This is a genomic window from Streptomyces poonensis, from assembly GCF_014650915.1.
GTDB classification, from domain to species: Bacteria; Actinomycetota; Actinomycetes; order Streptomycetales; family Streptomycetaceae; genus Streptomyces; species Streptomyces poonensis.
On record NZ_BMVW01000001.1, the window covers coordinates 1,220,400 to 1,245,554 of the forward strand.

A 25,155-nucleotide genomic window follows, 5' to 3' on the forward strand; every position below is an offset into this window, starting at 1 on the left:
GGACGGCCCTGACGACTCAAGACGATCGCTGACAGCATCGGCCAAGAACAGCCGCTGCATGACAGACATGACAGATCCTGACGCCCGTGAGTACAGGCGCCAACGCGCCTGATTTGGAAACGATGCAGAAGCACCAGGAGGGGGCAGAGATAGTGGTCGCTCAGCCGTGGAAGAGGCCCGATCTAGCTGACCAGCCTGACCTGAAGAAGCTGAACGACGAGCTCCACGATCTGAGGCTGGACGCGGGACTCCCGTCAGCACGCGCTATTCGCGACCGTGTCGGGAAGGACGCGCAGGACTACTGGATCGTGAATCACCAAGCAGTGTTGGACACTTTCCAGAAGCCAGACTTACCGCCGTGGGGCCGCCTTGAGTTGATCGCCCGTGTCCTGGCCGAATTCGCTCGATACAGCGACGTAGATGCCCAAGTTGATCGTTTCAAGGCTCTGTGGAAGCAGGTCGTCAGGGAAACGGTCGCCCAAGCATCAGTACACCCTCCGGCAGATACCACAGCATCCGCCGGAGACGGTGACGTGAACGACGCGACTGCCCCTTCCGAGGGCTTGCCGAAGCAGGACGCCGGAGCCCCAAGTGGGCAGGCAGCAGAAGAGCCACCAGCCGGCAAGGAGACACCGGCCAACGCCAGCCAAGACTCTGCGCAGTTCAACTACGCACATGAGTCATTGAAGGGACTGATCCTCAATGCGGCGCAGGCTCTGTGGCACGACAAGGACGCCTTGAGAGTGTTCCTTGGTGTAGTTCGCCGTAGTGAAGGCTTCGTCAGGATGGCTGACGCCGCAGAGGAGCAACGGCCAGCGAACGCGACGTTCTACGGAGTGAAGAGCAAAGAGTTCGAGGTGGACCGCTCCCCGGCGCGGATGGAGTTGGTCACGCTGCATCGCCGCCTTGACGAACACAGGCTGAAGCGCAAGTGGTCCTTCACCGATATGGAGGAGCAGACGGGGATCTCGTCGGATGCGTGGATCCGCTGGTACACCCACGATGAGCTGCCCGAGCGGGAGGCACTTGTCGCGTTCTCCCACATGGCGAGCCTGACGCAAGAGGATCACGTCCTGTTGCTCGGTCTGTGGGACGCAGCTCATGACGCGTTGGAGGTGCAGCAACGCACTGCCTCATTGCCGTCCAGCGTCAACTTCGATGAAGCGTGGACCATGCGCGATCCGGCGGCACCGAGGTTGTGGGCACTTGCGGGTGTCGCGGGCGACAACCTGGCCGCATATGGCCCTGATCTGGCCTCCGGTACTGCTCCCGCGTTCGTTGTGGCCGGGCCCGCAAAGTCAGGTCGCTCCACGGCACTGGTGAACATCGCACGCTCCCTCCTCGCATCTGGCGCCCAGCTCGTCTTAGCCACGCCCAGGCCGTCGCCTCTAGGGGAGTTGGCCGATCGGGAGGGCGTGGTTGCTTGCTTCGATCAAGACAACATCGGGCACGACGAACTCGAGGAGGCCCTGTCAGTGGCGTCCGCTGAGGAGCCGGTCGTTGTCGTGATGGACGACGCGGAGGTCTTGGGCGAGTGCGATGCCCAGCGTGTACTGCGGAACTTACTAGAGCATGGCTTCGAAGAGGGTATAGCGCTGGTCTTGGCCGGCGATGAAGACAAGCTCGGGCCGAGCTACCCCTGGTTGGGCAAAGCGAAGAGAGCCCACCGCGGACTCCTGCTGTCTCCTCAGGAGCGGCACGCTGGTGATTGGATCGGCATCAAGACGGGAGACTCCGTTGTCGGCCGCCCTCTCGCTCTTGGCCGGGGCTGGCTCCACCTCGGGGACGGCAAACTTATGGCAGTGACCGTCCCACGGTAAGGGCTGCCACCTTGTGGGGCGCCCGTTCCGCTTAGCCCGCCCAGGTGGCCACCGTGTGGAACCAGTCGTCCCGGAGAAGTTCTGCGCCACAGCCGTCTGCTCTGGGGGCCGAGAGGCGCTCAAGCCCAAGATCGAGGCTAACGGGCCCAGAGCAGCGAGAAAACAGCGATGATGGGGAGATGACGGGTCAGCAGCGGTTCGTGGTGGTGATCTTCAGCGTGGTGGTCGCGGCCCTGGCGGGGGTGTTCTGTTTCCTCAGCTGGGAACGCGCGAACCAAGTGGCCGGGATCGTCTCAGCCCTGGTGAGCATCGGTTCACTGGGGGCTGCACTGTGGGCAACCTTGGCGACGGTGTCAGGTACACGCGTGTACGTGTCCCGGACGGGCAGTGCCACCGCGCGTGCCGGTGGTTCGGCCAATAGCGGCGCCATCACGCCCTCCAGTGGTGCTGCGGCGGACACGATTCGAGTGGACAGAACCGGAGATGCGGAATCCGAGGGTGGACAAGCCAACTCGGGCTTTTCCACTCCGTAATTAGCTGTTCAGGCTAATTGTCCCAGGAAGCCCCTTCGAACGGTGGTAGTGGAGTCAGCACATGTCAGACCGAATGTCGGTGAAGGCTACCGGCGATGCTCGGGCGCAAGGGCCCGTAGGGCTCATCAACACCGGTCTCGTCAATGGCGATGTTGTGCTGGCTCCGGTACGGCTGACCGTTTCCGGCTACCTGCACCAGGTCAGACGCCTCGCCGCGGATCGCTTCGAGGGCAGGGAGAAGGAGCTTGCGGCCATGGCCGCCTTCTGTACCGCCCCGGACGAGGGCGTCAGCACTCAGGGGCTGTGGTGGCGCTGGTTGGCACCAGCATGGGCGGGCAAGACCGCGCTCATGGCTCAGTTTGTTCTCAACCCGCCAGCCAGCACTGTAGTCATCTCGTTCTTCATCACGGCCCGCCTGGCCGGTCAAAACAATCGTGCCGCTTTCTGTGAGGTCGTTCAGCGCCAGTTGTACGCCCTCCTTGGCGAGGAGGAACCCGCGGTCACCGAGTACACACGCGATGAGGTCCTCCTCCATGCACTGGAACGAACGGCAGAACGCTGTGCTTCCCACGGGCAACGCCTCGTCTTGGTGGTCGACGGCCTCGACGAAGACCGCGGCGTCGACGCCGAAGGCGGAGGCCATAGCATCGCGGCTCTCCTTCCCGCCACGCCCCCGCACGGCGCTCGTATCTTGGTCGCTGGACGCCCTCACCCGCCGATTCCCAGCGACGTTGCTGACGGCCATCCACTGCGCACTGACGCAATCAACCGCCCTTTGGAGAGGTCATCCTTTGCAGCTGCGGTGCGCGTAGAGGCCGAGAACGCCCTCGATGCTCTTCTAACAAGAGGTGGAACGGCCTGTGAATTGCTCGGTCTAGTCGCTGCAGCGGGCGGTGGCCTGAGCAATGACGACCTTGCACACCTCGCGGATACCCGTCCCTTGCGTGTCCGTCGGACCCTGGCCGGGGTGACCGGACGCCTTTTTCGCACCAGTTCAGGAGTCTGGGACCGGGCCCAGGAGTCCTACGTCCTGGCCCATGAAGAAATCCAGAACGCCGCCTTGGAACTGCTGGCGGAGACCGAACTTGCTGCCTATCGCGAACGCATTCACGCTTGGGCCGATCGCTATCGGTCAAGTGGCTGGCCAGCTGGTACGCCTGAGTATCTGCTACGCGGCTACCCGCAGCTTCTCCGTGCTAGCTCGAACGGTGACAGGCTTGTGGCGCTCGCGAGCGATCCAGCTCGTCATCACCGCCTGTGGCACACTTCCGGCTCCAACCTGGACGCCCTCACCGAGATCAGCGCTGCATTCGAGGCTCTCCGCGCCCACGCGGGTCCGGGCGGTCCCGACGTCAGCAAGGCTCTCGTCCTCGCAATCCGGCGTGACCTACTGCACCACAACAGCAGCAACATCCCGGTTCATCTGGTGACGGCATGGGCGCTTCTCGGGCAGACCGACCGTGCCATCAACATCGCTCTTGCCTATCACGATGTGCATAAGCAGGCACGAGCCTTGACCAGCGCCGCATGCACGCTGGCAAGAAGCGACAAGGGAAGCAGCGCAGCCGCGCTGGCGAACACGGCCGTCGATGCATCCCTGGCCATCACGGACCCGGGCTCGCGGGACCGGGCGCTAGGTGAGGCCGCCACCGCCCAGGCGCTCACAGGCCAGTACGACCGAGCACTCCAAACTGCTCGTGACATAAGGAACCCGGACTGGGGCACCGGGGCGCTTATTGGCATCGCTCGCGCCATGTCAGAAACAGGCCAGCAAGACGAGGCAGCCCGGGCGGCGACGGAGGCCGCCCGTGTCGCACGCTCCATCACTGCAAAACGGTGGCAGGACCGGACCCTGCAAGAAGCCGCGATAGTCCTGGCCGAGACGGGCCGGCTCCAACAAGCCCTCGACATCGCCAATTCCCTCGCCGATCACGCACGGCGGTCCGAGGCGAGAGCCAGCGTCACCCGCGCAGCGGTGCAACGTGGTTGGCACGAACCGGTCCCCGGGATTCCAAGGGTCGGCCACCCCGACAATCCAGTCCGGGCAATAGTTGAGCCTGCTACCTCGGCCGCACCGCAGGAGTCCAAGCAGATTCTCGATATCGCCCGGTCTATCGGCGATCCCAGCACGCGCGCGGACATGCTGGCGGAGGCGGCCTGCGCCATGGCGACGGCAGGCGTATACAAGCCAGCTGCAGAACTCGCGGAGACAGCGGCTGCCACGGCCCATGGCATCGTCGCTCCTCTCTGGCGGGCTCGGGCGCAATCCGCCGTGGCCGAGGCGATGGCCCGAGTGGGGGCGTACGAACAAGCCGTCGAGGTGGCCTGCGCCATCTCCGAAGCTGCCTGGCGTGACCAGTCGCTGAGCGACGTTGTGCAGACCGTGATCGCGGCGGGTCGGTGCGAACAGGCCCGGGAGATTGCCCGCGCGATCTACAGCTCAACAACGCGCAGCCGGGCGCTGGCTGGGGTGGCACACGCTATGGCGAAGGTGGGGTGGCACGAGGAAGCCTTGATTATTACCGAGTCCATAACGGCCCCACGCTCACAAGTCGAAGCGTTGGGACACATCGCTTGCGCCTTGGCTAGTTGTGGACAGGGCGACCAAGCCATCGAAATAGCCCGTCGCATGAATACGATCGGCTCGCGCAGCGGGAGGTTGACTGAGGACAGGCACCTTTTGGCGCAGGCGGAGCGTGAAGAGTCCTCATTCATCGGGCCACGCGTCTACAGCCGGCCGCACATCGAGGCGGGGCCGCTTGCCGACGTCGCCCTCGCCATTGTGGAGACGGGCCGCCACGAGGAGGCGTTGGAGATCGCTCGCTCCATCGGTGACGGCACAGCACAGGCCAGAGCTCTGGGCGGTATCGCCCGCGCTGTCGCGCAAGCGGGTCAGGTCGAACAGGCCCTTGAGATCTGCCGCTCCATTGGCGACGGCACAGAACACGGCAGAGCCCTGGGCGGTATCGCCCGCGCTGTCGCGCAAGCGGGTCAGGTCGAACGGGCCCTTGAGATCTGCCGCTCCATCAGCGGGAAGAAACAGCTAGCTCAAAAGGCACGCGTCAGTTGGGGCCTCGCCAAGGTGTCGGCCGAGGCCGTGAGTGGTGTGGGGTGCGCCATCGCGGAGGCGGGTCAGGTCGAACAGGCCCTTGAGATTGCCCGTTCCATTCCGCAGACTGATATGCAGATCGCGGCCTTGAGCGCCATCGGTCATGTCGCAGCGGAGCTGGGCTGGCACGAAGATGCCTTGGCCATCTACGCCGAGGTTTTGAGTACGTCCCCTCACAACGACCTTGTGCTGCGGACCCACCTGTTGATCGACACCGCCACCGCCATGGCGCGTGGAGGCCAGGCCGAGGAGGCACTGGCTCTGGTCGATGAGGCCGTTCGAATCACCCGCACTATTGTTAAGCGCGGATCGCGGCCGGGCCCATTGATTGATATCGCCCGCGCGATGGCGCAGGCAGGTCACCATCAGAAGGCCCTTGAGATCGCCCATGCCATCCCCAACGCCGCCACGCGAATCCGGACGCTGGCCGGGATTGCGAGCGTTAACGGTCGCTCCGCCGAGGGACGCAGCATGTTGGCTGAAGTACTGCAGACGAGCCCCTGGCTGGTCTCCTGCGACGCGCTTCCGCTCCTCGCACCGGAAGCCGTCGCCGCTGCTGCGCACTGCCTGCGGGAGCAGGCGGTATAGAGGAGCATGCCGTCTTCGTGTGCACGGCGCCGATGATCACCTACGTGCGGGGCTTCGGCAGCGTACCGAGAGGCAGACGCGCACCAGCCCGATCACATGAGCAATTGACGCCTCGCCAGGAAGGCATCCCAGTGGAACACATACGGCACACATGAGGGCGGGAAACCCCGTGAACAGCTGAGAACCACGGAGGGGAATTTCCCCAGGCCGGACACATTGCCCTCGCCGTTTCCGCAGGTCACAGCCCTACCCAGAGAAATCTCCTAAAGCGGGTGTCGCAGGTTCGAATCCTGCCGGGGGCACCAGCGCAAAGGCCCCGGACCGATCATGGTCCGGGGCCTTTGACATCCACAGGTGACGTCCACGGGCGTGGTCACTCACGACCGGGGCACCTCCTGCTCAGCGGGTGGAGAGTCCGGCATGTGTCATATGTTGGATCGCCGGATGCGCATGCGGTGTGAGACGGTCCGCCCGTTGCCACCGGACGCACGGTCGACACGAGCGAACTGGAAGTACCTGTTGGCCGTAGGAAGGAACATCAGCACCACGGCGGAGAGTACGGCAGCCACATGCACCACTCGGCTGGCCCCGAAGACGAGATCCAGCGCTCCGGCCTCCCTCAACACCACGCCGAGAGTGCGCCCCTGGGCCAGGGCGTGGATCGGAGCAATCACCATCGACGCCGTACCCACCACACCGAGGCCGAGCGTCAGAACGATACGGGCCCAGCCGTAGCCGCGGCGCATCCGGAGCGCCACCAGGAGCGCAGCGGTAAAGACCGGCAGCCTCACCGCGAGACCTGCAGCGATCTCGGCCGTGGAGCCCGAGCCCTCGGCCACGAGTCTGCCCACCGCCAGCATCGTCTCGAAAGCACCGGCGGCCACAGCCACCACCCACAACGCGAACGCGCCACGTACCGGTGCGGGCGGTTCCTGGGCGTCGGGCACCACACCCGCCCCGGCTGAGGCGCGAGCGCGGCCGGTGGAGAAGCTTCGTTGCACAGAGCGCGACATCATGGCCTCGATTCGTGAGTGGCGGTTCGGTGCGATCAGCAGCACCCCCGATACTCCAAGCACGACAGGGCCCGTGGCCCGCCCGCTGGCCTGTGGATTCCTCCGGGGGTTATCCCTACTCCGCCGCTGAAGCGAGTCGCAGAAGGCCCTGAGCACCCAGCCGGGGATCGGCTCCAATCACCAGCAGAAAGAGAAGGGACCAGATCACGGCTTACACCGCTGCCGATGCCGATGCCGAGACCCAACGCAAAGCCCCAGATCGATTACGGCCCGGGGCTTCTGACATCAGCGGGGACGGTCACTTACGACCGGGATGCCTCCTGAGCAGCCGGTCCATGTGGCTCTTGGCCTCGCGCTGCGTGTCCTGCACGACGTGGGTGTAGACGTCCATGGTGATGCTGATCTGGCTGTGGCCGAGGATCTCCATCACGACGCGGGGCGCGACTCCGGCCGCGGTGAGGAGGGTGGCCGTGCCGTGCCGGTCGTCGTGGAGCCGGATCACGCGGAGGCCGGCGGACTGGGCGACGCGGGTGAAGGAGCGGTAGACGCTCCGCGGCTCCGACCTGGCGACCGGTGCGCGTGGTGAAGACGTAGCCGGACTCCTGCCACTCCTCCCCCGCCTTGGCCCGTGCCGCTGTCTGCCGCGTCCGGTGCCAGCGCAGGGGCGCGATACAGAGCGCGGGCAGCGGGACAGCGCGACGGCGACGGCTTTTGGGGTCGTCGTCGTACAGGACGCCTCGGCGGCGTTGCGTCTGCTGGCGGACGTACAGGACGCGATTATCGAGATCGAGGTCCGACCAGCGAAGGCCGACGATCTCTCCCCGCCGGAGCCCCATGGCGATGGCGAGGACGAAGGCCGCGTAGAGCGGGTCTTTGCGGGACGCGGCGAGGAAGAGGAAGTCGAGCGTCTCGTTCAGGCTCCAGGGCTTGAGTTCGTGGTTGTCCGTGCGGGGCGGCTGGGCGAGCTTGGCGACGTTGCGCGTGATCAGTTCCTCGCGGCAGGCCGAGGAGAGCGCGGAGCGCCGCACGCGGTGCGACTCCTTGGCCGTTGCCGCGGTGGTCTCCTTCTCCAGGCGGACGAGGAAGCGGCGCACGTCCGCGACGCCGAGGGACTCCAGCCGCTTCGCGCCGAGCAGGGGGAGGAGGTGGAGCCGGACGTGCGCCTCGTACTTGTCGTACGTGCTCAGCTTCCGCCGAAGCTGGATGATGTTGTCCAGCCAGTACGGCAGCCACTCGGCGAGCTTCGCCGATCTGGTGGGCACGGGCACGCCCTGGTCGACCTTGTCCGGCAGCTCCCGGCGCTTGGCGTCGCACTCGACCCAGGTCTTGCCGTAGGCGAACTTGCGGGCGCGTGTGCCGTCCGGCTGGAGGACGTAGACCGCGCACTGGTAGCGGCCGTCCTTGCGCTTGGTGATGGTGCCGGCGCCGTTGGGAGCGAGTCCTCTGCCGGCTCGGTCACCCGGAGGCCGGTGACGGTCCCCACCATGGTGAGCTTCTCAAGGGTGGCGTCGGGCAGGAAGGGCCTGGTCGCGGGCCCGTCTGCCGGGCCGCTGTACTCGGAGCTGCTGCAGGCGGTAAGGAGCAGTGCAGGGCAGTGAACGGCTCCTCGGGCCGACGAGCAACTGTCAGGAATCGTGGGTTGGCTGGGATGCTGGTGCGTTCTTGCGCTCCAGCAGCGTGACCGTGACGCCGGGCGCGATCTGGCGCTCGCCGACAGGGTTGAATCCGCGCCGACGGTAGAGCGCGACCGCGGGCAGGTTGGCGGTTCCGGTGGAGACGACGGTCAGTTCCGCGGGTTCGATCGAGTCCAGAGCGTCGAGCAGTGCCGTTGCGACACCGCGGCGATGCGCGACGGGATGGACCACGAGGCGGCAGATGTCCAGAGCACCGTTCGGCAGGCGGGACCAGCTGACCGCTCCGACAAGTCTGGACTCATCTCGGACCCCGAGGAAGGACTCGTCACATGCGCGCAGTTGCTCAAGGGACTCGTGCAGGGGCGGGATGCCGTCGAAGCCGATGAGCCGGGCTTCGATCGTGTAGGAGGCCCGCTGAAGGTCCCAGAGATGACGCAGGGTGTCGGGATCGGACAGGTCTAGCCGGACCGGCTCAGTGAAGGGCCGGTGGGATCGGGTGGCGGTGTGGCGTTCGCCTGTCATGCGGTGATCCTCTCAGATCGCTCGAGCAGGACTCCGTTCACGGACTGGGCGTCCGCACGGGCGCGCGGCACGAGGTGGGCTCCGGTGGTCGCGCGCCGGTGTGCCAGGGCGGGCTCGACGAGCATGAACCGCACGCCGCCGGGCGACTGTCGCGTACGGCGGGCTGCACCCTCGGGGCTGCAGCCCGCCGCAGTCGGTCCGTCGTTGCGGTGCGCTCCTGTACGGAGCGCCTCAGAACTCACCTGGCCGTACCGCGCCCTGCCCTGTTACCGCGTCGCGCGGCTCAGCTGGACAGTGATTGCTCAGCCGTTACTTCCTGGCGAGCTGGAGGGAGCCGCTGTAGTCAGCCGTGATCGTGTGGCCGTAGAACGGATCCGTGCCGGTGGTGCGGGCGGTCACCGTGGCCTCGCCGCGCTGGAAGGGCACGTTGCCCGTGGGAGTGGCCTCCGCGGTCCACGGCGTGGGCGTGCCCGGTACACACGCCACCTGCGTGCTGTAGGAGCCGCGGACGGTGACGCCGTCGACGGTCTGGCTCACCGTGCCGTACGACCTGACCGCGACGGGCGACGTGCATGTCACCGTGCCGTGGACGACAGCCCGCCCGTTGTCCCTGTCGGCCATGCCGTCGGCGGCGACCTGCAGACCCAGTGCCGTCTCGGCGGGCGGCTCCGGATTGGTCAGGCGGACCTCGCCGCGCACCGACTCCGTGGCTCCCGGACAGTGCTGTTCGAAGGAAGCGTCGAGAGCCTTCACATAACCGTGGGTCGCGAACTCCACCGAGCGGATGGTGAAGGAGCCCTCGGCGAGGCAGTCCCGGCCGTTGCCGCGCAGCTCGATCCTGGGCTCGCCGGGTGCCGGATTGGCCTTGGCGCCCGTGTAGGTGCCGGGGACCAGCGGCTGGGACGGGCCCCACGGCGCCTCGAGGTGCAGAGACCACGTGTCGCCGTCGGCACTGTCGACGAACACGCCGAGGCCGGTGCCGACGCCCTCACTGGTGGTGTAGCCCTGGACGGACATTCCGTCCTGTGATCCCTCGCCGTCGGTGTAGGCGTACGACTGTCCGGCGCTGATGTATTCGCCGGCATCCCCGCTGAAGGCGAAGGTTCCGGACTCGACCTCGTACGCCTGTGCCGTTCCGCCGCCCAGCAGTCCCGAAGCGACAGCTGTGAAAGCGAGCGCCGCGGCGAGGCCCGGGGCGATGCGAGTCAGTGCGTTCTTGCGTGCGTGAATTCTCAAGCTGGCTCCCAAGTCTGAGGAGGAGAGAAACGGAGAAGAGAGATGGGGAGGAATGGAAGGAAGAAATGGAGGGGTGCGGCTGCGGGATCCCGTTCAGCTCCTACGGAGAGAGACGTCGGACGTTCCCAGGTCGGTGACGACCGTGTGCCCGTACACCGGGTCCGGTGCCTGTGCCTTGAACTCGACCGTGGCGTTGCCTCGTTCGAAGGGGACGCCGCCGTTGGTGGTCCCGGTCGCCGTCCAGGCGGCCGGAGTGCCCGGTGTGCAGTCCACCCGCGTGTAGTAGGAGGCAGTCGCGAGGGAACCCTTGGTCACGACTTGGTCGATGCGGCCGTTCACCAGCACGTTGACCGGTTCTGTGCAGGTCACGGTGCCATGCACGGTGGGTACGCCGTCTGCTCCGACAGTGCCGGAGTCGGCGAGGCCGACACCCAGCGCCAGCTCTGCGGGCGGCGGGGGGTTGGTGAGGTGCACCTGGCCGGTCAGCCCGGGTTCATGTCCCACGCAGTGCTGCTCGAAGCTGGCATCCAGTGCCTCCACATAGCCGCGCGGCCCGAGGACCATGCGGTCGATGGTGAAGGATCCCTCGGACTCGCAGCCGTAGAACGTGCCGCTGACGTCGAGCCTCGGCGCACCGAGCGTGGGTGTGTCTGCGGCGTCGGTGTACGTTCCCGGGGCCAGTTGCTTCCCGTACTCGGCGCCCATGACGACGTCCCACCGGTCGCCGTTGGCGCCCAGGACGATGACGGTGAGCCGGTTGCCGTCGTCGCTCCAGCCGGCGTGCATGGCGTCGGCCGATCCTTCGCCATCGGTGTACGCGTACGGGTAACCACCGCCGACGGGGTCACCGATTTCGCTGACGACACTGAAGGTCCCGGATTCCACCTCGACGGCCTGCGCCGGGGAACTTGCCAGGAATTCGGTCACCGCCCCAAGGGAAAGAGAAGCGGCGATGAATCTGGTGGTCCTGGCAAGCCGTGAGAATGCGCGTGATGGTACACGCATGGCATAACCCCCCAATGAGTTGACCATTGAGCCTGTTGAGGCTCCTGCCGTGGGGGATGGCGGGAGGGAGTATGCCAATCTCCGAGCGATCTTCACAACCCCTTTTTTGCTGCCCCGCAGAGCCCTGTGTCCTCATCACACCGAACGACCTGAAAGGTCATGAATCCGCGGGTCGTGGCGGGTTATCAGCCGAGAATTCAGTCGCGTTCCACGGAACGCGGGGCATCGAACGCGGGGCGTCGAGCTCGGGGCATCGAGCGCGGGGCGTCAAACTGGCCCGTGTCCTGCGTGCCGACGGGAAGATGATCGTCCGCAGCACGTTCCGTGAACGGCTGGGCGCGGTGGTCTACGACTACGGAGGAGGTCACCTCCTTCGCCCAGCCGGTGACGGCGAGCCTGGACGACTACCACGCCCGGCTGGTCACGCGGCCGCAGTCGAAGTTCACCACCTCACCACCGAGCAGTTCCGTGAAGGGCTCGCCCGCATGGAGGCCGCGGCCCGAAGGGAGGCACTCGGCGAACCGCGGCCGGTCCTCGAACGCTACGACGTGGCCGTGTTCTCCCGCTCCTGGGCGCCGCCCGTCGGCGGGTGCAAGCGATGCCGCCCGGTGGCACCCTCTCAGGAGCACAGCGCGGCACGCAGTACGACGGTCCCCTGATCGTTCTGCCTGGTCGGGAGACTCTGACTACGTCGAGGGACTCTGACTACGTCGGTTGACTCTGACTACTCTGAGCCCATGGAGGCAGAAGCACCGCATGTCGTGTGGTCCCTCGACGGATTCAGCAAGCAGGACGAGTTCCTGCGCACAGGACTGCCGATCAGCCGGGAGCAGATCATCCAGCTCCGCGAGGTGATCACTCCCGATGCGGGCGACCCTTGGATGCTGGGCTGCTACGCCGTTCCGCTGAGCGCGTGGCCCGCAGTGGACGCGATCCTTCACTGTGGACCGCCGGATCAGACGCTCGACTATATGATCTCCGCCGGCGCGGCCGACTGAACGAGGTCGAGCGCACGGTCGACCGGCTCCGGACACGCGCTACGACTGTGACCGACGGACACTGCTCAGCGCATCCAGCGAGGGGTTCTCACGCCCGTGAAATCATTCCAGGCGTGACGGTACTGAGTCGGGCCAGCGCATCTCTCACGCCCTCGGCCCCGGACCATGAGCGGTCCGGGACCTCTTCGCTGCCACTCGCGGCAGCGGGCGCCACCTCGGTCAGACGTTGTCCGCGGCCTTGCGGCGGCGTACGACGACGACCACTCCGACACCGAGTACGACGGTGACGGCGCCCGCGACAGCGAGCGGTCCCATCGCGGAGGACGTACCGGTCGTGGCGAGGGCTCCGTCGGCGTCGGTTCCGGTGGCTGCCGCCTGCTCGGACGTGCCGCCCTGCGGCGAAGTGCCCGTGTCCGTGCCGGGCTTCGCAGCGCCCGGCCGCTTGTCGTCGTCCTCGCCGGGCTGGCCGGGCTTGGCTTCGTCGACCGGGCCGGGGTTGCTGCCCGCGGGCAGGAGTTCGAAGTCGTAGCGCTTCATCGGGCCCAGCACGCAGGGGTTGTACGCGTCGGAGGCGTCGCCGGCGAACAGGGCGAGGGCATCGGCGTCCTGGGCCTCGGAGTCGACCGTCAGCCGCAGCTTCACGTCGCTCTGCCCGCCCGGCTTCAGGACGTCGATGTGGGCGATGTGCTCGGGCTCGGTGCCGCTGAGGGTCTGCCAGTCCGCGCCGTTGGACCATTCCGCCTTCAGGGCGCTCTTCTCGCCGCGGCCTTCGCCGTTCACGTGGAAGAACACCAGGGGGTCCACTGTCAGCGTGCGCTCGGTTCCGTTGGTCACGCGCAGGGTGAAGTCGACGGTGGTCCCGGCGACGATCTTGGACGGCAGCCCCACCGCGAGCGAGGTCAGCCCGTCCTCGCGGACACACTTCTTGGCGGCGGCGAGTGCTTCCTCGGCGGCCTTCTTGGCCTTAAGGGCCTTCTCGGGGGCGTCCTGGACCAGGCTGTACTCCTGGGTGGCCGCCACCCTGGCGTCGCTCACCGCGGTGCCGGCCGCCTCGGCCGCGGCGTCGGCCGCCTTCTTGGCCTCGACCGCCTTCGCCAGGTCGGCCTCGGCGGTTTCGAGGGCTTGCTGCGCTTCGGCCTTCTCGGCGTCGCCCTGGGCCGCTTCGAGCCTGGCCTTGGCGTCCGCGACAGCCTTCTCGGCCGCCTCCTGGGCGTCGGCCGCCTCCTTGGCCTCCTTGTCCGCCGCGATCTCGGCCGCCCTGAGGGGGTGGGTGTCGGAGGACAGGGCGTCCAGGGTGGCCTTGACCTTCTCGAGCGCCTTCTCCTTGGCGGTGACGGCTTCCTCGTACGCCTTCTTCGCGTCGTCGGCGGCCTTCACCAGCTCCTCGTACGTCGGCTGGTTCTGCATCTGCGTCTGCGTCTGCGTCTGCGTCGCGGACGTGCCGGCGGCAAGCGCCGGAGCGGCGGTGAAGAGCACGACGGGCGTGGTCAGCGCTGCGGCGGCGGCCACCGCGAGGGAACGGGAAAGCTTCACAAAAGTTCTTTCTTGACTCGGCATGCAGAAAGACGTCGGCGAAAGGCACGCTTAGGGAAGTCGGGATTCCGTTCAGCTTATAGCTCAGGTAAAGGACGGGTCGGAGCTTTTTCCACCCAGCGGTTCCGAGCGAGGGGGTATTCGACTGGATAAAACGGAAGAACGAGGAGGGTTGTCCATACCACTCTTATTTCTCTGTGACTTATGTCACCGCGACGCGGGCGGTGTCTGCGGGAGCCGACTCTTTGGCGGCTCTTTGGCGGCTCTTTGGCGGCTCTTTGGCGGCGCTGCCGTCGCCGTCGCCGTCGCCGTCGCAAGGCGGGTAGAACGTCGTCGGATCGGCCTCGGGCAGAGACTCGGGGGTCTTCTGGTCGGTCTGATCGGCTTCCCTCATGTACCGCCTGTTCATTTCGTCGGGCTTCCGGTCGAGGCCCTCCTCGCTGCCGAGGCGAGCCCACGTCATGTAGACGCCGTCGCCCTCGTGACCGTAGGACGCGAGGTCCGGGTAGCGGTCGTCGTTGTAGTCGGCGACGGCGACGGCGCGTGGCTCGGTCAGATCGACGTGGTGATCGCTCTGTCCGCGTCCGCGCGCCGAGAACGGTCCGAGCCGCAGTTCGGAGACGTCCGGCTCCAGCGCGTCGTCACCCCCGAACGCGTCGGTGGCGACGACGAAGAGGTCGTTCCAGCCGTCCTGGTCGAAGTCGGCCACGACGGCCAGTACGTCCTCCGCATCCTCGCCGCGATCCCCGACGAGGTCCCGGGGCCCCACCTTCGTGCCCCGCCCGTCCTCGGCTCCGGCTCCGGCTCCGGCTCCGAAGGTGATCGTCAGGTCGGCTCCGGTGAGGGAGGAGGAAGAGACGTGGTCGGCGGTGCCGTCGCCGTCCAGGTCGGCCACGAGGTTCCCGGAAGACGTCACGCAACTCCTGATCGCCGGCCCGGCAGCCGGGCGCGAGGGCGGATCGCCTCGGCCGTCGCCGCATCCGGCGACGAGCGCGGCCGATGCCACGAGCGTCAGTACGCGGCATGCCCGCCCGGCTGCCCGTCCTCCCTCACCCACGATGTGGCTGCCTTTCCCGGGACGTGGTCGGTGGCCGAAGGGGGCCGCGGGGCCGGCCCGGCCGGTCTGCGATCCTTGGCCCCATGAGTACACCGCCGGACGGACTGCCCACCTACCGAGTTCTCACCGGCCCCGATGACGAGGCGTTCTGCCGTCGCGTCAGCGAGGCGCTGGCCCTCGGTTACCGGCTGCACGAGGGGCCGGCGGTGACGTACAACGGGGAGCGCGTCATCGTCGCCCAGGCACTCGTCTGGCCGGGCGCGGGCGCGGGCACACCCTAGGCATCGATACTGCCCGTCCCGTCGATACTGCCCGTCCCGTCGATACTTCCCTGGGCCGCTCGGGGAAGGGGACCACGTGCAGAGTGCTGAACGGGACCCCACCTGCACGCCCCCCGTCGAAACCCTGGTGCCCGGCATTGCACTGAGCAAGAATTGACGTGCCGTCGGAGCGGCCGCCGCCGAACATGGGTTGGCGCCCTCGGCGACGGCCGCGTGCGCGGGGACGGTCGCGGTTCCCGTCCGCGACCTCCACGCGCGGGGCGTCCTCACCGGACCCCGGGGCGCAGCGGGAGTGCACCCCGGCTCGAACGGCCGGGAGGACGAAGTCCGGAGCCGTTGTGTCCGCTGCGGAACACGGCTCCGGGCGCCGCCCCTGTGAGGGGGCGCCGTCCTTGGCCCGGGGACTGGGGGCGCGGGCGTTTCGCGTACGGTCGCCGAGTTGGAATGCCCGGCGGACATATGCCCGTGTGTGGATCGTAAGGCATCCCCACCGCCGCGAACCAGTGACCGGAACGTGGGGATATGGAGGAGAAAGTTGAGGTGCCCTTGTCGCCTCAACCGCCCACCGGCCGCTGCCCACCGGCCGCTGCCCTCCGGCCCGCCGTCCACAGGGCCAGCGTCACCGTCACCGACGCGGCCGCCATCACCGTCATCGCCGTCGCCGGTGACGTGAGCTGGGCCAGTGCGCCCGCCAGGGCCGCGCTCAGCCCCTGGAGCGCGAGCATGCCCGCGGAGTGCAGGCCGAGGGCGTGTCCGGTGAGGTCGGCCGGGGTGAGGGAGAGCAGGCGCTGCTGCTGGACCAGGCTCGCGGCGAAGCCGACGGACGCCAGGGCCGCGCAGCCGGCCGCCACGGGTGTGGACGGGCGCAGGGCGAACAACAGGTACGGGGCGGCCAGAAGCAGGAGGAGAGGGGTGGCCAGGGATGGCCGTATCCGCTCCGGGACGTACCGGCCCGTGGCCACGTCCCCGACGAGCATCCCGAGCGCCGCCGCGGCGAAGAGCAGGCCCGCGTGGGCGGGGGCGTACGGCACGAAGAGGGACTCGCAGCCGACGACGAGACCGTTGGGGACCCACAGGCCCAGGTAGGTGAGGCGGCGCGGGGCGTACGACAGGAGGTGGGCGTTCGCGTGCCAGGTCGCACGGACGGACGGGCGGCCGGAGGCACGGGGAGCGCGCGGGGTCAGGCCGAGACGATGGGTCAGGGCGGCCGCCGCGTACAGGGCCGCCGACACGAGCAGCGTGGTGCGCGGGGACACGAGGGCGACGAGGAGGCCACCCGCCGCGTATCCCGTGATCTGCAGGACGCCGTTCACGATGTTGAAGAGCGAGCGGCCCGGCAGATAGGCGTCCTTCGGCAGGATCTCGTTGAGAAGGCCCCAGCGCACCCCTCCCGTGACGGACGAGACCAGGCCGAGGGCGAGGATCAGCGGGAACACCGCCCAGGTCGGCAGGGACGGAAGGGCCGTCAGCGCCATGACCGCCGCGAAGGCGGCGGCCGTCGCCGTCAGGGCCGTTCTCGGGGGCACGCGGTCCGCCGCGGAGAGCAGGGTGGTCGCGCCCAGCATCTGTGCCAGTGACGGGCCGAACATGCTCAGGGCCGACAGCAGCGGGGAGTCCGTCGCCTCGTACACGAGGGTGCCGAGGGCAAGGCCTCCGACCGTCGACGCTCCGGCCTGGAAGGACGAGGAGAGGAAGAGCGGGGTGAACTCCGGCACGGCGAACAAGGACTTGTAGGTGGTGATGTGGGTGCCGGTACGGGTTTCGGTACGAGTGTCAGTACGGGGACGCATGTAGGGAGAGTGGGGTGGGGGCGCGGTCCGCCGTTACTGTTTCGCGGCAGCGCGAAAGGTCGGCGGAGGGCCGGAGCGCCCTGAGACTGTGGGTCGTGGCGGAGAGGGGCGGATCCGTGGGCTGGTGGCAGGTGAACGCCGACACGCTGGCGGGGAGCCGTTTCGTGGTCTCGCCGATGGCCGAGGTGTTCGCCTCGCTGAAACTGCTGCACGCGGGGGCGGGCTCGATGCCCGGCGAGCGGGAGTGGCTGGCCCGCCATCTGCCCGGCTACCGGGCGCGGCTGGCCGCCGACCCCGTCACCGCGCTGCTCGTACGGGCGGGGGTCGGGCGGAAGTGGATCGCCGACTTCCTCACGCCGACGCCGGTCGAGGGAGCCTCGTTCGAGGCCGAGGTGGCCCGGGTCCGGGACACCGATCCCGCGGAGGCCCGCCGGCACCTCACCCTGTCGCTGCCCGGCCCCGTCCCGGAACGGCTGTGCCGGGACGATCTGCCGCAGCTGGCCGCCCGGCTGCTGGAGTTCGTGTGGGAGGAGGCCGTACACCCGTACTGGGAGCGGCGCCGGCGGATTCTCGAAGCGGACGTGGTCGCCCGTACCGCGCGCATCAGCCGGGGCGGGTGGGCCGCGGCGCTCGACACTCTGCGTCCGGGCACACGCTGGCTCGGCGGGGACCGGTTGCAGGTCAACCTGCACGAGCATCCGCCGCGGGAGATCTCCGGGGCGGAGCTGCTGTTCGTCCCGGTGACGCCGAAGGCCGGGTGGGTGTCGTGGGAGGACGGAAAGCGGTACGCGGTGGTGTATCCGTGCGCGGGGGTGCTCGCGGACGCCGGGCGTGCAGGAGCGAGCACCGTGGTCGGAGGCGCGCCCAGCACACCCGGCATACCTGGCATGCCCGGTTCGCCCGCTATGCCCGATGAACCCGGTGTCCTCAAGGTGCCCGATGGGCTCGGTGCGCTGCTCGGCCGGGGACGGGCCCGGGTGCTCGTACTGCTGGACTCCCCCTTGAGCACGACCCAGTTGGTCGCGCTGACCGGGCAGGGGCTCGGCTCCGTCGGGCGTCATCTGAAAGTGCTGCTGGACGCGGGGCTGGTGCGCAGGCGCCGGGCGGGGCGGTCCGTGCTGTACTACCGGGCGCCCGCGGGTGATGTGCTGGTCGCGGCGCCAGAGGCCACGGCACACCGGACGGGCACGAGAACCCGCCGGAGCTAGCATCCGCTCATGACCAGTGACCAGAGCGCCCAGACCGCCCAGACCGCCCAGACCGCCCCTGCCGACCGGACCGGTTCCTCCACCCCCTCTGTTCCCTCTGCTGCCTCTGTTTCCTCTGCTCCCTCTACCCCCTCTGTCCTCGATGTGGGGATCGGCGCGCTGCGCGGCGGTTCCGCCGACCTCGCGCAGTACCGCGGCAAGGCCGTGCTCGTCGTGAACGTCGCCTCCAAGTGCGGGCTGACACCGCAGTACGCGGGACTCGAGCGGCTGCACGAGCGGTACGCCGAGCAGGGCTTCACCGTGCTCGGGGTGCCGTGCAACCAGTTCCTCGGGCAGGAGCCGGGTACTTCGGAGGAGATCGCGGAGTTCTGCTCGGCGACGTACGGGGTCACCTTCCCGATGACCGAGAAGGTCGAGGTGAACGGTGCGGGCAGGCATCCGCTGTACGCACGGCTCGTGGAGCACGCCGACGCCGACGGCCACACCGGGGACATCCGCTGGAACTTCGAGAAGTTCCTGATCGGACGGGACGGCTCGGTGGTGGCACGGTTCTCGCCGCAGACCGAGCCGGAGGCGGCGGAGGTCCTGGCGGCGGTGGAGAAGGCACTCGGCTGAGGCGATCCCCCAGGGGACTTGCGGCACTGCCCGTACCGCCGGTACCGGGCAGTGCCCATCTATACGGGCAGCGCCGCCGCGCCGTACGACGTCATTGACCCTCCCCCTGGGACAGAGTGCACCGTTCCTCCCGCCGGGCGGCAGTCGCCCGGCGACGGAGGGGCGGCCGGAGGACGTACTCGTGGACGACGTGAGCAATGCGCACGACATGGCCCCGGCACACCAGGACGGGCTGCTCACCATCGGCGCGTTCGCGGCACGCGTGCGGCTGTCGCCGAAGGCCCTGCGGCTGTACGACCGGCTCGGTCTGCTCGCGCCGGCGTACGTCGACGAGGTGAGCGGCTACCGGTACTACCGGGCCGCGCAGGCCGAACGTGCCCGGCTCGTGGCCCAGCTGCGTCTGCTCGACATGCCGCTCGCGCGGATCGCGGAGGTCGTCGGGCTGGACGGCGCGGCGGCCGAGGAGCGGCTCGCCGCCTACTGGGCCGAGGCCGAGGCACGGTTCGCCGCGCAGCGGACGCTGGCCGCGTACCTCCGTGGACGGTTGTCGGGAAAGGGGCCCGGGATGTTCGGGACGTTCGTGGTCGAGACGGTCGAGGTGCCGGAGCAGGTGCTGCTGACGCAGTCGCGGCACACGCTGGCGGACGAGTTGCCCACGTGGATCGGGGCGTCGCTGGAGCGGCTGGAGGAGGGGGCCGCCCACTGCGGCGGGGTGACGGGGGCGTCGTTCGTCGTCTACCACTCCGACGTGTCCATGGAGAGCGACGGGCCGGCGGAGTCGTGCGTGCCGGTGGCGGACGAGGCGGCGGCCCGGGCGTGGGCGGCCGGGCAGGGGCGGTCGTGGCGGACGGCGGTACGCGTGGAGCCCGCACGAGGCTCGCGTACACGCGGATCAGCAAAGCGCAGGTGGCGTACCCGCAGATCATGGGGGCGTACGAGGCGGTCGAGGAGTGGATCGCCGAGCGGGGCCTGACGATCGCCGGGCCGTGCCGTGAGATCTACTTCGCGGACTGGGACACGGCGCGCCCGGAGGACCCGGTGTGCGACGTGGCCTTCCCGGTCGAGGGGTGAGGGCGGGCGGGCCGCAGGCGGACGTCCCCGACGGCCCCGGGCGCTGTCAGCCAACTCTCGGCCAGTGGTTAACGTCTACCTAAAGGCAGCAACACAGGAAAGCAACAGAACACCCACCGACCATCCACCATCCGCCATCCGTCATCCGCCATTCGCCCGCCGCCCGTCCGCTCACCGCCCGTCCGCCCACCCGCCCGACCGACCGGAACGGAATGCCGTAGTGGCCTCTGCCGAGTTGTCCCCACGCCGCCCCGGCCTGCGCGCCGACGAACCCACGGAGGCCCGCGAGCCCTGGCACTCGCTCCACCGCGTCCCGCTCGTGGTCACCGCGTGCCTCGTGCCACTGTACGTCCTGTGGTGGGCGGTCTTCGCGACCGGCGGCGGCGATCTCGCGGCGCAGGTGGCCTGGGCGGAGTTCGCGAAGATGTACCCGAACTCCGCCTACAACCTCTTCTGGTACGGCGGTCTGCACACGGCGAACTACAGCGTGATCTCGCCGTACGTGATGGCGGCGTTCGGTGTGGTGCCCGTCACGATGCTGTCCGGGCTCTCGGCGTCCTGGCTGGCCGGAGCATTCGTCGTGCGCACGGGGGTGCGCAGACCGCTGTGGCCCGCGCTGGCGGTGGGGTTCTCGTTGTGGTGCCAGGTGGTGTCGGGGCGCTCGACGTTCATGCTCGGCATGGCCTTCGCGATGGCGGCCATGCTGGCGGCCGTGAGCGGACGGCGGCGCCTGTGGGTGGCCGCCCTGTGCGCGGCGCTGGCCACCATGGGGAGCCCCGTCGCCGGGCTGTTCCTCCTGGTGGTCGGCGCCGCGTATCTGCTGTCGCGCGACTGGCGCCGGGCGGTCTCGCTCGTCGCACCGCCGGTCGCCGTCGTCGCCGTGACCACGCTGCTGTTCCCGTTCGAGGGCGAGCAGCCGATGCCGTTCTCGCGGATATGGCCCTCGGTCGTCATGTGCGCGGCCGTGCTGCTGACGGCACCGCGCAGCTGGCGAGTGCTGCGGTTCGGGTCCGCGATCTACGCGCTCGGAGTGGTGCTGTGCTACCTGATCGCCTCGCCGATCGGCACGAACGTCGAACGGCTCACGGAGATAGCGGCGCCCGCGGCGCTGCTCGCCATCGCGGTGAGCGCCGGCCGGCGCGATGTGACCGGCCCGCCGCGCATACGGCTGCCCCTCAAGGGATTCACGCCCGGGCGCGGGCGGTTCGCGCCCCGGCGGCAGCGCGTCGTCTGCGTCGTCGCCATGGTCCTCTCCCTGGTCTGGCTGTCCAGCCGGACGGTCGCCGACATAGTCGTCAACACCAAGGTGCCCGAGTGGGCCGTCAAGACGGACGGGGTCGTCGCGGAGCTCGAACGGCTGGGCGCCGAGCGCACCCGGGTCGAGGTGGTCCCGGCCCGCGACCACCGGGAGGCCGCGGTCCTCGCCCCGTACATCAACATGGCGCGCGGCTGGAACCGCCAGGCCGACGTCGAGCGCGGGCGGCTCTTCTACGAGGGGCACGGCGGGACCGAGGTGCCGGAGGGCACCTTCTCCTCCTCCGCCTACCGGGCCTGGCTCTCCCAGTGGGCCGTGGGCTTCGTCGTGGTCTTCAAGGGCGAGCCGGACGGCCCGGCGGAGCTGGAACACAAGCTGGTGTCGAGCGAGCCCGACTATCTGGAGCGGGTGTGGGCCGACGCCAACTGGAAGATCTACCGCGTGAAGAACGCGACGCCGCTGGTCGACCAGCCGGGAACCGTGGTCAGCTCCGACGGCGCCAACCTCGTCGTCCACATGCCGGAGCCGGGCGCGGTCACCGTACGGATCGCGTACTCCCCCTGGCTGTGGGCGGACAACGGCTGCCTGACCGCCGACGGCGAGTTCACCCGCCTCACGGTCCAGGAGGCCGGCGACGTCAGAATCAGCTCGACCTACGGCGGACCGTCGAGGGAGACCCCTCTGGCCTGCGAGGCCGACGAGAAGTGACCGCAGGACGTATGACTGCATGACGTACGACCGCGTGACCGCGTAACTATGTGACCGCGTAACCACGTGACTGCGCGACTGCGCGACTGCGTGGACGCTCAGCTGAACGGAAGCGCCCTCTCCGATCTGCACGGAGAGGGCGCTTCTGTTCTGAGTTGAGTCTGTTCTGGATCTGTCCTCAGCCGAGAGGGCGCGCGGGCGGTGCGCTCCGACGCGCTGCCGCGGCGGTCAGCCGATCCGGGTCAGCCTCGCGCCGAAGCCGGGCTCGGTGAGGTCCGACTGGAGCACGACGGGCACCTCGACGGCCTCCCCGGTCTCGCCCTTGCCGTCGCCGACAGCGAGCACACCGACCTCGGTACCGGCCGCGGCCTCGTGCGGGATCACCGTGCCGTCCGCGCCGACCGAGCCGTCCTTGCCGTCCTCGCCGTCCTCGCCGTCCACCAGCTTCAGTCTCACGGTCTTTCCGGCCCAGCCCACCGCGGAGACGTCCTTGGCCGCCACGACCGGGGTGCGGCCGCCGAGCCCGTCGTCGACGTACCCGACCACGTCCCCCTTCTTCAGGATCTTCTCCGAGGTCAGCACATCCTTGGCGGCGAGCATCGCCGTCTTGCTGACCGCGTTGACCGTGTCGATGATCGCCGGCTTGTGCTGGCCGAGGACCGCGCCGACCACGGTGACGGTCTCCCCGCCGACCTCCTGCGTGGCGGCGAAGAGCAGATTGCCGCCGGCCTTGGTGGTGGAGCCGGTCTTGATGCCGATCGCGTTGTCGTACGGCACGAGGCGGTTGAAGTTGCCCCACTCCTTGCCGGAGGGGTCCGTCCAGGTCGGCAGCTTGGTGATGTCCGTCAGGGCCTTGATCTTCACCAGTTCGTTGCCGAGCTTCACCTGGTCCTCGGCGGTCGAGACGGTCGACTCCTCCAGACCGGACGGGTCGGTGTACGTGGTGTTGGTCATGCCGAGGTCCTTGGCGGCGGCGTTCATCTTCTTGACGAACGCCTCCTCGGAGTCGGCGTCCCACCGGGCCAGCAGCCGCGCGATGTTGTTCGCGGAGGGGATCATGATGGCCGCGAGCGCATCGCGCTGGGAGAGCTTGTCGCCCTCCTTCACCGTGTTCAGCGTGGACTCGCCCTCGGCGTCGTACCCGCCCTCCTTCTCGGCGAGGGCGTCGACGGGGATGGACGGGCCGTCCGCACCGGCCTTCAGCGGGTGCTCCTTCAGGATCACGTACGCGGTCATGGCCTTGGCGACCGAACCGATCGGGACGGCCTTCTGCTCGCCGAAGCTGTCCATCGTGCCGATGCCGTTGACGTCCATCCAGCCCTGCCCCTCGTCGGGCCACGGCAGGGACACCTTGTCGCCCTCGAAGGTGTACGTCTCCTCCGCGGTCAGCGCGAGGGTGGGCGCCGGGAGAGGCCGCACGTACTGTACGACCGCAAAGACGATCACCAGCAGGATGACCAGCGGCGTCCAGATTTTGACCCGTCGGACCAGCGTGCGCATGGGGGTCGGCGGGGGCGGCGGGGTGTTCGTCAGCTCGGCCAGCAGGTCGAGCGGCGGCTTGGGCGGCAGCGGCTGCTGCGTGGTCCGCTCGGGCCCGACCTGCGGGAGCGCGGCGGTGGCCTCCGCGGGGGTGACGCGCGGGGTGCCCGTGGGGGCGGAGGACGCCGAGGACGCCGGGGGTGCGGTCGGAGCGGTCCGGGACTGCGGACGGGCCGACTCGTCCAGTGACTTGAGCGCGACGAATTTGCTGGTGCGTTCGGAATCGCGCTCGGGAGCCTGAGCGGATGCGGACTTCGGCTTGACGTCGGCGTCAGATTCGGAGCCCGCGTCCGATTCGGCGTCGGCGTCGGCGTCGGATGCGGGATCAGCCTTGGAGGCGGAGGCGGACGCCGCGGGCTTGGCGTCCGACTTCGGGGCGCCCGTCTTGGACTCGCCCGTCTGGGACGCGCCCGCCTTCTCGGTGCCCGTCTTCGGCTCGCCCGCATTCGCGCCGGACTTGGTGTCCGGCGCGGCGTCGGGCTCGCCGGCCGGGCGCTTGTCGCCCAGCTTGAGCATGGTGGTCGGCTGGTCGACCGCAGGCGTGCGTACGGCCTTGAAGATGGCAGTGGGCTGGTCGACCGCGGGCCCGGCAGCCTTGTCGGAGACCTCGTCGGAGTCGTCCGCGCTCTTGGCGTCGGCCGTGGTACCGGTCTCGGCCGGGCTGCCGGACTTGCTCTTGGTCCTGCTCTCGCTCTTGGTGTCGCTCTGGGTTTCGCTCCGCGACTCAGCGGCAGGCTCGGCCTTCGTCTCAGGCCCAGATGCCGACTTGGGTTCGGTCTCGTCACCCGCGCCGGCTGCCGCATCGGCCGCGCCGTCGTCGCCCCCGTCCGCCGAACCGTCGGTGCCGGTTTCGACCACCTTCACGGCATCCCCGGCATCCCCGGAGCCCTCAGATCCCTCAGAGCCTCCGGAGCCCTCAGAGCCCCCGGAGTCTTTCGCATCCGCAGACGCGACCCACGCCGCCACCGCGGACCGCAAGCGGTCGCTGCCAGAATCGAACCCGGCGTCCCGGCCCTTCGCGCCACCGCCGCCCTTCGAGACGGACTCGTCCTTCGAGTTGGACTCGTCCTTCGAGTTGGACTCGTCCTTCGAGACGACGCCATCCTCCGAGTCGGTCTCGTCCTCCGAGTCGGGCTTCGCCTTCGATGCGGTCTCGGTCTTCGAGACCGTCTCCCCCTTGGCCGCGGTTCCGCTCGTCGGGGCGGTCCCGCTCTCCGAGACACCGTTCCCGCCCGCCGCTTTCTCCAAATCCCGTCGGGAGAACACGGCCGTCGCCTGGTCGGTGCCCTGAGCGGCACTCCCCCGGGCCACCGTCAGACGGGGGTCGCCCGACGCGGGAACGGCCGCGCCCGGCTCCGGAACCGCAGACTGGCTCCCCGGCGTCGACTCCGTCGACGACTCGTACCGCTTCGACCTGTCGGGGGACTCGCCCGCCACCGATGCCTCCTCCTCGCCGCCCCGCCGCCGGGACGCGCGTCCTGCAAAGCCTGAACCGCCGCCGGACACCGCTCTGAGCCGCTGTCCGAACCATGTACCAGTGTCCTGTGTGTGGGCTTGACCCATGCGGTAGACGAGAACGACATACCTACTGGTTCCACTACGAACCGGTCACGCACCCTCGACAGACCAATGTGAGAGGG

At 68.7% G+C, this 25,155-nt stretch carries 16 protein-coding genes and 2 pseudogenes; 9 read left to right on the forward strand and 9 right to left on the reverse strand.

Annotated features, from left to right (window positions below):
- The first annotated feature begins 86 nt into the window (after nt 1-86).
- The 3 genes from IE242_RS05470 (at nt 87) to IE242_RS05480 (ending at nt 6,050) form a co-directional block, all read left to right on the forward strand.
- Nucleotides 87-1,820: a hypothetical protein gene (locus IE242_RS05470; RefSeq protein WP_189855740.1), complete on the forward strand. Its 1,734-nt coding sequence runs from the start codon at nt 87-89 to the stop codon at nt 1,818-1,820.
- A gap of 179 nt (nt 1,821-1,999) precedes the next feature.
- Nucleotides 2,000-2,353 (forward strand): hypothetical protein, encoded by a 354-nt coding sequence (locus IE242_RS05475; protein ID WP_229858199.1) that lies wholly within the window; start codon nt 2,000-2,002, stop codon nt 2,351-2,353.
- Nucleotides 2,354-2,414: 61 nt separating this feature from the next.
- The gene (locus tag IE242_RS05480) at nt 2,415-6,050 is read left to right on the forward strand and encodes a P-loop NTPase family protein (RefSeq protein ID WP_189855742.1); all 3,636 of its coding nucleotides are present in this window, start codon (nt 2,415-2,417) and stop codon (nt 6,048-6,050) included.
- A gap of 425 nt (nt 6,051-6,475) precedes the next feature.
- Here the strand turns inward: IE242_RS05480 and IE242_RS05485 are convergent, their stop codons facing one another.
- From IE242_RS05485 to IE242_RS05505, 5 genes and pseudogenes are all read right to left on the reverse strand, one after another.
- Nucleotides 6,476-7,108 carry a hypothetical protein gene (locus IE242_RS05485; RefSeq protein ID WP_189855744.1) on the reverse strand — a complete coding sequence of 211 codons (633 nt, stop codon included), beginning with the start codon at nt 7,106-7,108 and terminating at the stop codon, nt 6,476-6,478.
- A 253-nt stretch (nt 7,109-7,361) separates the two neighbouring features.
- A pseudogene (locus tag IE242_RS05490) lies at nt 7,362-8,478 on the reverse strand (tyrosine-type recombinase/integrase).
- A 210-nt stretch (nt 8,479-8,688) separates the two neighbouring features.
- Nucleotides 8,689-9,219: a GNAT family N-acetyltransferase gene (locus IE242_RS05495; protein WP_189855746.1), complete on the reverse strand. Its 531-nt coding sequence runs from the start codon at nt 9,217-9,219 to the stop codon at nt 8,689-8,691.
- Between the two features lie 309 nt (nt 9,220-9,528).
- Nucleotides 9,529-10,455, reverse strand: a complete 927-nt coding sequence (locus tag IE242_RS05500; RefSeq protein WP_189855748.1) for a hypothetical protein — start codon at nt 10,453-10,455, stop codon at nt 9,529-9,531.
- Nucleotides 10,456-10,548: 93 nt separating this feature from the next.
- Nucleotides 10,549-11,382, reverse strand: coding sequence for a hypothetical protein (locus IE242_RS05505; RefSeq protein ID WP_189855750.1), 834 nt, complete (start codon nt 11,380-11,382; stop codon nt 10,549-10,551).
- 815 nt (nt 11,383-12,197) lie between these two features.
- On the opposite strand from IE242_RS05505, the gene IE242_RS05510 reads away from it, so the two are divergent.
- Nucleotides 12,198-12,458 carry a DUF7683 domain-containing protein gene (locus IE242_RS05510; RefSeq protein ID WP_189855752.1) on the forward strand — a complete coding sequence of 87 codons (261 nt, stop codon included), beginning with the start codon at nt 12,198-12,200 and terminating at the stop codon, nt 12,456-12,458.
- 219 nt (nt 12,459-12,677) lie between these two features.
- Here IE242_RS05510 and IE242_RS05515 read toward each other — a convergent pair whose 3' ends face one another.
- Together IE242_RS05515 and IE242_RS05520 are read right to left on the reverse strand one after the other, a co-directional pair.
- Entirely contained in the window at nt 12,678-13,991 is a 1,314-nt protein-coding gene (locus IE242_RS05515; RefSeq protein ID WP_229858214.1) for a hypothetical protein, read from the reverse strand.
- Between the two features lie 202 nt (nt 13,992-14,193).
- Nucleotides 14,194-14,907, reverse strand: a complete 714-nt coding sequence (locus IE242_RS05520; RefSeq protein ID WP_189855753.1) for a VCBS repeat-containing protein — start codon at nt 14,905-14,907, stop codon at nt 14,194-14,196.
- 224 nt (nt 14,908-15,131) lie between these two features.
- On the opposite strand from IE242_RS05520, the gene IE242_RS05525 reads away from it, so the two are divergent.
- Nucleotides 15,132-15,329 (forward strand): DUF1737 domain-containing protein, encoded by a 198-nt coding sequence (locus IE242_RS05525; RefSeq protein WP_189855755.1) that lies wholly within the window; start codon nt 15,132-15,134, stop codon nt 15,327-15,329.
- 554 nt (nt 15,330-15,883) lie between these two features.
- Here the strand turns inward: IE242_RS05525 and IE242_RS05530 are convergent.
- Nucleotides 15,884-17,119, reverse strand: coding sequence for an MFS transporter (locus IE242_RS05530; protein WP_373299449.1), 1,236 nt, complete (start codon nt 17,117-17,119; stop codon nt 15,884-15,886).
- A gap of 116 nt (nt 17,120-17,235) precedes the next feature.
- Here IE242_RS05530 and IE242_RS05535 point away from each other — a divergent pair, with 116 nt between their 5' ends.
- The 4 genes and pseudogenes from IE242_RS05535 to IE242_RS05550 all read left to right on the forward strand — a co-directional run bounded on the left by IE242_RS05535 (nt 17,236) and on the right by IE242_RS05550 (nt 21,976).
- Nucleotides 17,236-18,327, forward strand: a complete 1,092-nt coding sequence (locus tag IE242_RS05535) for an ArsR/SmtB family transcription factor (protein WP_189856447.1) — start codon at nt 17,236-17,238, stop codon at nt 18,325-18,327.
- A gap of 9 nt (nt 18,328-18,336) precedes the next feature.
- Nucleotides 18,337-18,942 carry a glutathione peroxidase gene (locus IE242_RS05540; RefSeq protein WP_189855757.1) on the forward strand — a complete coding sequence of 202 codons (606 nt, stop codon included), beginning with the start codon at nt 18,337-18,339 and terminating at the stop codon, nt 18,940-18,942.
- A gap of 208 nt (nt 18,943-19,150) precedes the next feature.
- Nucleotides 19,151-20,013, forward strand: a pseudogene (locus IE242_RS05545) (MerR family transcriptional regulator).
- A gap of 220 nt (nt 20,014-20,233) precedes the next feature.
- A complete protein-coding gene (locus IE242_RS05550; RefSeq protein ID WP_373299450.1) occupies nt 20,234-21,976 on the forward strand; it encodes a DUF8823 domain-containing protein in 1,743 nt (580 codons plus the stop codon).
- Nucleotides 21,977-22,204: 228 nt separating this feature from the next.
- Here the strand turns inward: IE242_RS05550 and IE242_RS05555 are convergent, their stop codons facing one another.
- A complete protein-coding gene (locus tag IE242_RS05555) occupies nt 22,205-24,952 on the reverse strand; it encodes a D-alanyl-D-alanine carboxypeptidase (RefSeq protein WP_229858218.1) in 2,748 nt (915 codons plus the stop codon).
- Nucleotides 24,953-25,155 lie beyond the last annotated feature (203 nt).